We start from the raw sequence: 7,378 nt of genomic DNA on the forward strand, positions 1-7,378 counted from the left end.
GAGCCCCAGAACCCCGTTATCCATGCCGACGTGCCCGATGCTTCGATAGTGCGCGTTGACGGCACCTACTACATGGCAAGTACCACCATGCATATGAGTCCGGGACTCCCCATCATGAGATCGACCGATCTTGTAAACTGGGAGATCGTCAATTATGCATATGATGTACTCGAAGATATTGACCAGCTGAACCTGGTCAACGGCCGGAACGCATATGGCAGGGGGTCGTGGGCGCCCTGTATCAGGTACCATAACGGAACCTTCTTTGTCAGCACTTTTTCCGGCACGACCGGGAAGACCTATATTTTTAAAACAGATGACATTGAAAACGGCCCATGGGAGACCATCTCATTCAGTCCGTCCTACCATGACCACACCATCTTTTTTGACGACGACGGCCGCATCTATATGATATGGGGAGTGGGCAGGCTTATGATGGTTGAGCTTGAGGATGACCTTTCGGGGATAAAAGAAGGCACTGAGAGGGTACTTATCGAGAATGCAAGCGCTCCTGCTGCTGATGACCTGATCCTGCCTGCTGAAGGTTCCCAGCTTTTCAAGGTTGATGGCAGGTACTACCTGTTCAATATTGCCTGGCCAAGAGGTGGCATGCGAACGGTCATCATACACAGGGCAGATGAAATAACTGGCCCTTATGAGGGGAGACTGGCCCTGCAGGACAGGGGTATTGCCCAGGGCGGACTGATCGATACTCCTGACGGTGAATGGTTTGCCTACCTGTTCCGCGACTTCGGATCGGTCGGCCGCACCCCCTATATTGTGCCTGTAAAATGGGAGGATGGATGGCCTGTGCTGGGTGTTGACGGCAAGGTGCCCGATCTGCTTGATCTTCCTGCACACAGGGGCCTGATCCCAGCGATAGTGGCTTCAGACGATTTTACCAGGAGGGGAGGTGAGCCTGACCTGCCATTGGTGTGGCAATGGAACCACAACCCCGATAATTCACTCTGGTATGTAAACCGGGAAGAAGGTTACCTGCGGCTTAGAACGGGACGTATCGACACTGCATTTGTGATGGCCAGGAATACTTTGACCCAGAGAACTATCGGGCCTGAATCTTCGGGAGAGATCCTTATAGATGTTTCCGGAATGAAAGAAGGCGATTTTGCAGGCCTCGCCCTTTTGCAACAGAGGTACGGCAAGGTGGGGGTCAGGTATGAAAACGGAATCAAATCGATTGTAATGGTTAACGCTGAGTCGGGGACTCCCTCGGTGGTGGAGTGCTTGCCGCTTCATCAGAACCGGGTATACCTGAAGGCAGAATGCGATTTCAGCGACCTGGCCGATGTTGCCCGGTTCTATTACAGCCTTGACGGAAAATCCTGGAAACAGATAGGTTCACAACTTCAGATGGCTTATACCCTTCCGCATTTTATGGGATACCGCTTCGGACTGTTTAATTATGCAACCAGGGAACCGGGCGGCTATGTCGATTTCGACCACTTCCACGTCAGTGATATGATTACTAACTAAATATTAATAAGATGATGAAGAAAAGTAAATCCGGAAAAGTTCTGTTAAGAAAATGGCAAACAATAGTTTTGCCGGTCATTATTCTGTGCCTGGTTTTTGCTGAAGCTCACGGACAAAGGGGTGCAAACGCCGATGGGCCTGTTTTCTCCCGGTTTGTTTACCAGGGAGACGACCAGGTTTATAAAGACCATCCCCTTGAACCGGATGAGTTCTATACACCCATTCTACAGGGCTGCTATCCCGACCCGGCCATTATACGCAGGGGGGATGACTATTTCATGGTACATTCATCTTTTGCCATGGTCCCGGGCGTTCCTATCTTCCATTCAAACGACCTGGTCAACTGGAGGCAGATAGGACATGTACTGGACAGGCCTTCCCAGCTGAAGGTTGAACATACAGGTATAAGTGCCGGGGTATACGCTCCTGCAATAAAATACAATCCCCACAATGAGACTTTCTATATGATCACGACGCAGTTTGCAGGAGATTTCGGCAATATGGTTGTGACGACGAAAGATCCGTTTGAAGGATGGAGCGATCCCTATAAGCTTAATTTTAACGGGATAGACCCGTCTATTTTCTTTGATGATGACGGGAAGGCTTATGTTGTGCACAATGATGCTCCTGATCCAGGAAAAGAGCTTTATTCCGGGCACCGGGTGATCAAGATATGGGACTTTGACCTGGAGGAGAACCAGGTGATACCCGGTACGGACAAGATCATTGTTGACGGAGGTGTTGATATAACAAAAAATCCCATCTGGATTGAGATGCCTCATATCTATAAAAGATACGGGCGGTATTACCTGATGTGCGCCGAAGGAGGAACCGGTGGCTGGCACAGTGAGGTTATCTTTGTAAGTGACCATCCCCGCGGGCCATATGAGCCGGCTGCCAATAATCCCATACTTACCCAGAGGTACCTGAACCCCAACAGGGCCAACAGGGTTGAATGGGCAGGACATGCCGATCTGACCAAGGGTCCCGATGGCAACCTGTATGGCGTCTTTCTGGCAGTCCGCCCCAATGAGGTGGACAGGGTGAACACCGGTCGCGAAACCTTTATACTGCCAGTTGAATGGAGCGGCGAATGGCCTGTTTTCATTAACGGACTTATACCGTTTGAGCCCAAGCTGAAGATGCCTGAGGGAGTTGTAAACAAAACAGGAACAGAAGGGTATTTCCCGAACGGGAACTTCACCTTTACCGAAGAGTTTGATTCGGAAGACCTTGATTACAGATGGATAGGAGTGAGGACCTGGCGTGAGGATTTTATGTCTGTAACAGGAAACGGAATGCAAATAATGCCGTTTGAAACCAATATCAAGGCTGTTGCACCAATATCCACCCTTTTTAAGAGACAGATGCACAAAACCTTTACGGCAACAACAACGCTGGATTACACACCAGGATCGGAGAATGACCTGGCCGGACTGGTATGCTACCAGAGTGAGAGGTTTAACTATGTGTTCGGAATCACAAAGAGTGGTAACGAAAACTATCTGTTACTGCAGAGAACTGAAAGAGGCCGTTCTGAAATTATAGCAAGCACAAGGATTGATGTCAGCAACCCTGTTCATCTTCAGGTAAGGGCAGACGGCGATAAATACTGGTTCAATTATTCATTGGACGGGCAGGAATTTGAAAACCTGGGAGGTGAGGTTTCGGGAGATATCCTGTCAACCAATGTAGCAGGCGGATTTACCGGTAATTTGATCGGACTGTATGCCACTTCCGGGAACGATGCCCGTCCGGAATAGCAAATTTCTTCTGCCGGGGCCCGGGTATTAAGCCGCCCGGTTATCCCATATAATGCTTTATATTACACCACCTGCTTTGCTTTTTTACATGCAGGTGGTGTAATTTTTTTCATAGCAGATAAATTGTTGGTTTTTGTTCAAACAAAAAATATAAAATCTAAACCTTAAAGCAAATGCCTGATGTCACAGGTTACTGTTTGCCATGAGCAGTGTTGCAGAAATGGACTTTCGCAGATGTCACAGTGAAATTCTATTCCATATGATGCGAATGCTGCTATTGCTAATATGCCTTTTTTAATTGCAAACTTATTGTACTCTGAGATAATTCATTATATTTGTTAAGAAGGAACAGCGATCTCATTAAAGGACTGCTTATGTTTTAGGATAGCCTTCGGAAAGCCCGGTATAGCTTTCTTGAGAAAAGGCGATGTGACAAGGGGATTGATGAGACAGTATACTTCAAAATATTGCGAATGTTCCGGTTTTTTGAAAAGAGTGGATTGAAACCGTCATCGATTATTTATTGAGCATGAAGCGGATTATCAAAGACAGGGATGCAAAAGAAGAACATGAGCTGCTTAAATATATAATTGACCATACCCGGAGCTCTGTTGCCATTCATGATACCGATATGAACTACATTTATGTTAGCCAAAGGTATTATGATGATATGCATTTATCTGAAAGGAATATAATCGGACGGAACCACTATGAGGTTTTTCCTGCTCTGCCGGACCATATTAAGGAAGCACACAGCCGTGCCCTGAAAGGGGAGGTAGTATCCGCAGATGATGAACCCATGTACTGGCCCGATGGCCGCACTGACTGGGCTCACTGGCAGTGCCGGCCCTGGTACGGGGCAGACAAATCTCTGGGAGGGATTATTGTTTACATCGAGATCATTACCGAAAGAAAAAAATCTGAACTTGCACTGCAGGAGAATGAAGAGAAGTACCGCATGCTCTTTGAAAACAACCCCATTCCCATGTTTGTTTATGACCTGGAGACTATGGCTTTTCTTGGAGTTAATAATGCTGCCGTTACCAGGTATGGCTATTCAAAAGAGGAGTTTATGGCGATGACCCTGAAAGACATACATCCCAAAGAAGATATAGAAAGACTTGAGAAGAATGTTAGCGCCGTAAGTGAAGGACTTGATGAAGCTGGCGTATGGCGGCACTATAAAAAAGACGGATCTTTGATCTTCGCTGAGATCGTCTCTCACACGATAGAATTTGAAAAGCGAAGGGCTGAAATAGTATTAGCCACAGATGTTACAGAGCAAAAACTTGCAGAGGCAGAAGTGCAATATCAGCAGCTCATGATCTCCGAAATGGGCAGGGTGGCTAAAATTGGCGGATGGGAATTTGATGCATTAACAGGTGAAGGTACATGGACTGATGAGACCGCCCGGATTCACGATTTGGATCCAAAAGAAGAGACTAATGTTGAAAAAGCAATTTCATTTTATAAACCTGGTTCACGTGAAAGGGTCATTAAGGCAGTCAGGGAGGCTGTTGAACTTGGCAAGGAATACAGTCTTGAACTTGAGATCATAAGTGCAAAAGGAAAAGAAAAGTGGGTTCAGACCATTGGGAAGCCGATTACAGAAAACGGAAAAGTAGTTAAGGTCCGTGGCTCCTTTCAGGACATTACCGAAAGAAAAAAGATACAGGAGGACCTGGTAAAAGCAAAAGAAAAAGCTGAAGAGAGTGACAGGCTTAAAACGGCGTTTCTAAATAATATTTCCCATGAGATCAGGACACCGATGAACGCAATAATTGGTTTCTCTGCATTGCTTTCACAACCTGAACTCGAAGATGACATAAAAAAGACCTATGTTGATACTTTATCCCACAGCAGCAATCAGTTGCTGGCAATAATCAATGACATTGTAGATATTTCAAGCATCGAAGCCGGGATAGTTAAATTATCAAAGGATGAGGTCAGAATAAACGATTTGCTGAAGAGGCTGGAAGAGCAGTTCAGCCTTTTGGCTGATAAAAAGGGCATATTATTACGCAGTGTCCTGGCACTACCTGATAATGAAGCATTGTTGATCTCAGACAGGACAAGGTTAACGCAAATACTCTCAAACCTGCTTAATAATGCCTTTAAATACACCAGGGAGGGAACCATTGAGTTTGGTTACAGGCCCGCTAAAAAGTCAATTGAGTTCTATGTATCAGATACCGGGATTGGCATACCATCCGGCCAGCTTACCAGGATATTTGAAAGGTTCTACCAGGCCGGCAGTGATATTTCAGGAATTAATGAAGGAACAGGGCTTGGCCTGTCAATTTCAAAAGCTTTTGTTGAAATGATGGGCGGTCAGATTTGGGCAGTGTCGGAGCCGGGTAAGGGTTCAAGGTTCATTTTTACCTTACCCTTTAAAAAACCAGATGACAGCGTTGTGGCAGTGCATGCAGAAAAGCAGGATTCTGCATTTGAAAGAGAGTATCATATTCTTGTTGCCGAGGATGATGCGATGAATGCTCAGTTGATATTGAATTTTCTGGATGTTCCAAACCTTATGGTGACATTGGTGAATAACGGGGCTGAGGCTGTTGAGCATTTCAGGTCCGGCAAGCCTGCCGATCTTGTTCTTATGGATCTGAATATGCCGGTAATGGATGGGTATGAAGCCACCAGACTTATAAGAGAGCAGAACCCCGATCTGCCGGTTGTTGCACAAACAGCTTTTGCACTGTCTGATGACAGGGAAAAAGCTCTGAGCTCAGGGTGTAATGATTTAATAACCAAGCCATTCAGGAGGGATGCCCTTTTGTCCAAAATCAGGGAGTTTGTAGTATTCTGATCATTATTTCCGGGTCCGTGCCCCTCAGTAAACCGCAGGCTCTTTGTTACCTCTTCCTCAATATGTCGAGAGCAGTCATATAGCCGCTGTATATGGAACCGGAAAACCCGCCGCCGAACTTTCCCCAGGCTGAAGCAATGTGTATGTTGCCGGGCAGGGCCGAAAGGTAGGCAGATGGTTTACCGGGATTTTGCGCGAACCCATAGACCGCACCGGCCGGATTCAGGGTATAGCGCCGTACCGTTAACGGTGTAGCCACTTCCACAAATTCAAGGGCATCTTTGAAACCCGGGATGAGTTCTTCGCATCTTGCAATGAATGTTTCCGCCACATCAGATTTTTTATTCAGATATGACTTTCGGTCCATTCCTTCCCATTCTGATAAATAGTCAATGCAGCATACTGCACCCACGCCCTTACCCGGCGGGGCAAGGGCGGAGTCGACCTGGCTGTAGTCCACAAAAGTGAAGCTGCGTTCATCAAAACCAGCGTTGTTGTTACGAACTATATCTTTCTGGGTTTCAACTGAAGGGTCAAAAACAAACATTGAATAGTGCCGGTTGCCAACCTCCTTCAAAGATTTTTTGAAACCAAAATAGACCGTGAGAAGGGAGGCCCCGGTCTTCATCCCTTCTATCTTTTCAGAAAGTATCCTCCCCTGGCTTTCCGGAAGCAGGTTGCCGGCCAGGTTGGGGACAGCGGCGTTTACGACAATCTCCCGGGCATGATTTGTCCCGGCAACTTTTTTCGCTCCGGCTGTGCTTTCCCAGCTTACCCCGGCGGCCCTGCCCTTCTCGAAATTGATTCCGGTAGCCAGGGTGTTCAGCTTGACCGTTCCGCCGTTTTCTTCGATTACCGACATAAGTGCGTCTGAAAGCTTTTGTGATCCGCCCTTTACGAAACTGGCATTACCACCATAATAGCTGCCCTGGGCAACGAGGTAATAATTGAGTGAAAGTGTGTATGGGTCGTCATGGAAATAACCCAGGTTACCGAGAAGTATGAGCTTGAGGTCTTCATTACCTATGTGCTCATCGAGGAAGTCGCCGATACTCCTTTCGGGACTGCCTGCTGCTTCGGCAAGAACCTTCCTTGAATTTACCAGGTAATGAAAATAGGTTTTCAGGCCCTCCTGCTCACCGGGAAACAGTTCAGACAAACGTCGTTCGGCCTCTTCAGGATCATGGGGGACAACCACATCCTGCCGGCTGTTCACAAAACGGTAAAATTCCGGCAGATCAAGGAGCGTTATACGGTCGTTTATGCCTAAATCCCTGAATATCCTGACCTTGAGATCTTTGGT

Annotated in this window: 4 protein-coding genes; 3 read left to right on the plus strand and 1 reads right to left on the minus strand. The window is 46.9% G+C overall.

Features of this window, described 5'->3' with window-relative positions:
- The 3 genes from EA408_13115 to EA408_13125 form a co-directional block, all read left to right on the plus strand.
- Nucleotides 1-1,494, plus strand: a 1,494-nt coding sequence (locus tag EA408_13115) for a glycoside hydrolase (protein TVR68786.1), incomplete at its 5' end; no start/stop codon positions are given.
- A 14-nt stretch (nt 1,495-1,508) separates the two neighbouring features.
- Nucleotides 1,509-3,257: a glycoside hydrolase family 43 protein gene (locus EA408_13120; GenBank protein ID TVR68789.1), complete on the plus strand. Its 1,749-nt coding sequence runs from the start codon at nt 1,509-1,511 to the stop codon at nt 3,255-3,257.
- A 529-nt stretch (nt 3,258-3,786) separates the two neighbouring features.
- The gene (locus EA408_13125; protein ID TVR68787.1) at nt 3,787-6,075 is read left to right on the plus strand and encodes a PAS domain S-box protein; all 2,289 of its coding nucleotides are present in this window, start codon (nt 3,787-3,789) and stop codon (nt 6,073-6,075) included.
- 46 nt (nt 6,076-6,121) lie between these two features.
- Here EA408_13125 and EA408_13130 read toward each other — a convergent pair.
- Nucleotides 6,122-7,378: NAD(P)/FAD-dependent oxidoreductase (locus EA408_13130; GenBank protein ID TVR68788.1), on the minus strand; the 1,257-nt coding region annotated here is incomplete at its 5' end.

The sequence above is a fragment of the Marinilabiliales bacterium genome, assembly GCA_007695015.1.
Classification (GTDB): Bacteria; Bacteroidota; Bacteroidia; order Bacteroidales; family PUMT01; genus PXAP01.

Coding starts and splice junctions, on each gene's coding strand:
- EA408_13120 (TVR68789.1), top strand. CDS start 1,509: ATGAAGAAAAGTAAATCCGGAAAAGTTCTGTTAAGAAAATGGCAAACA.
- EA408_13125 (TVR68787.1), top strand. CDS start 3,787: ATGAAGCGGATTATCAAAGACAGGGATGCAAAAGAAGAACATGAGCTG.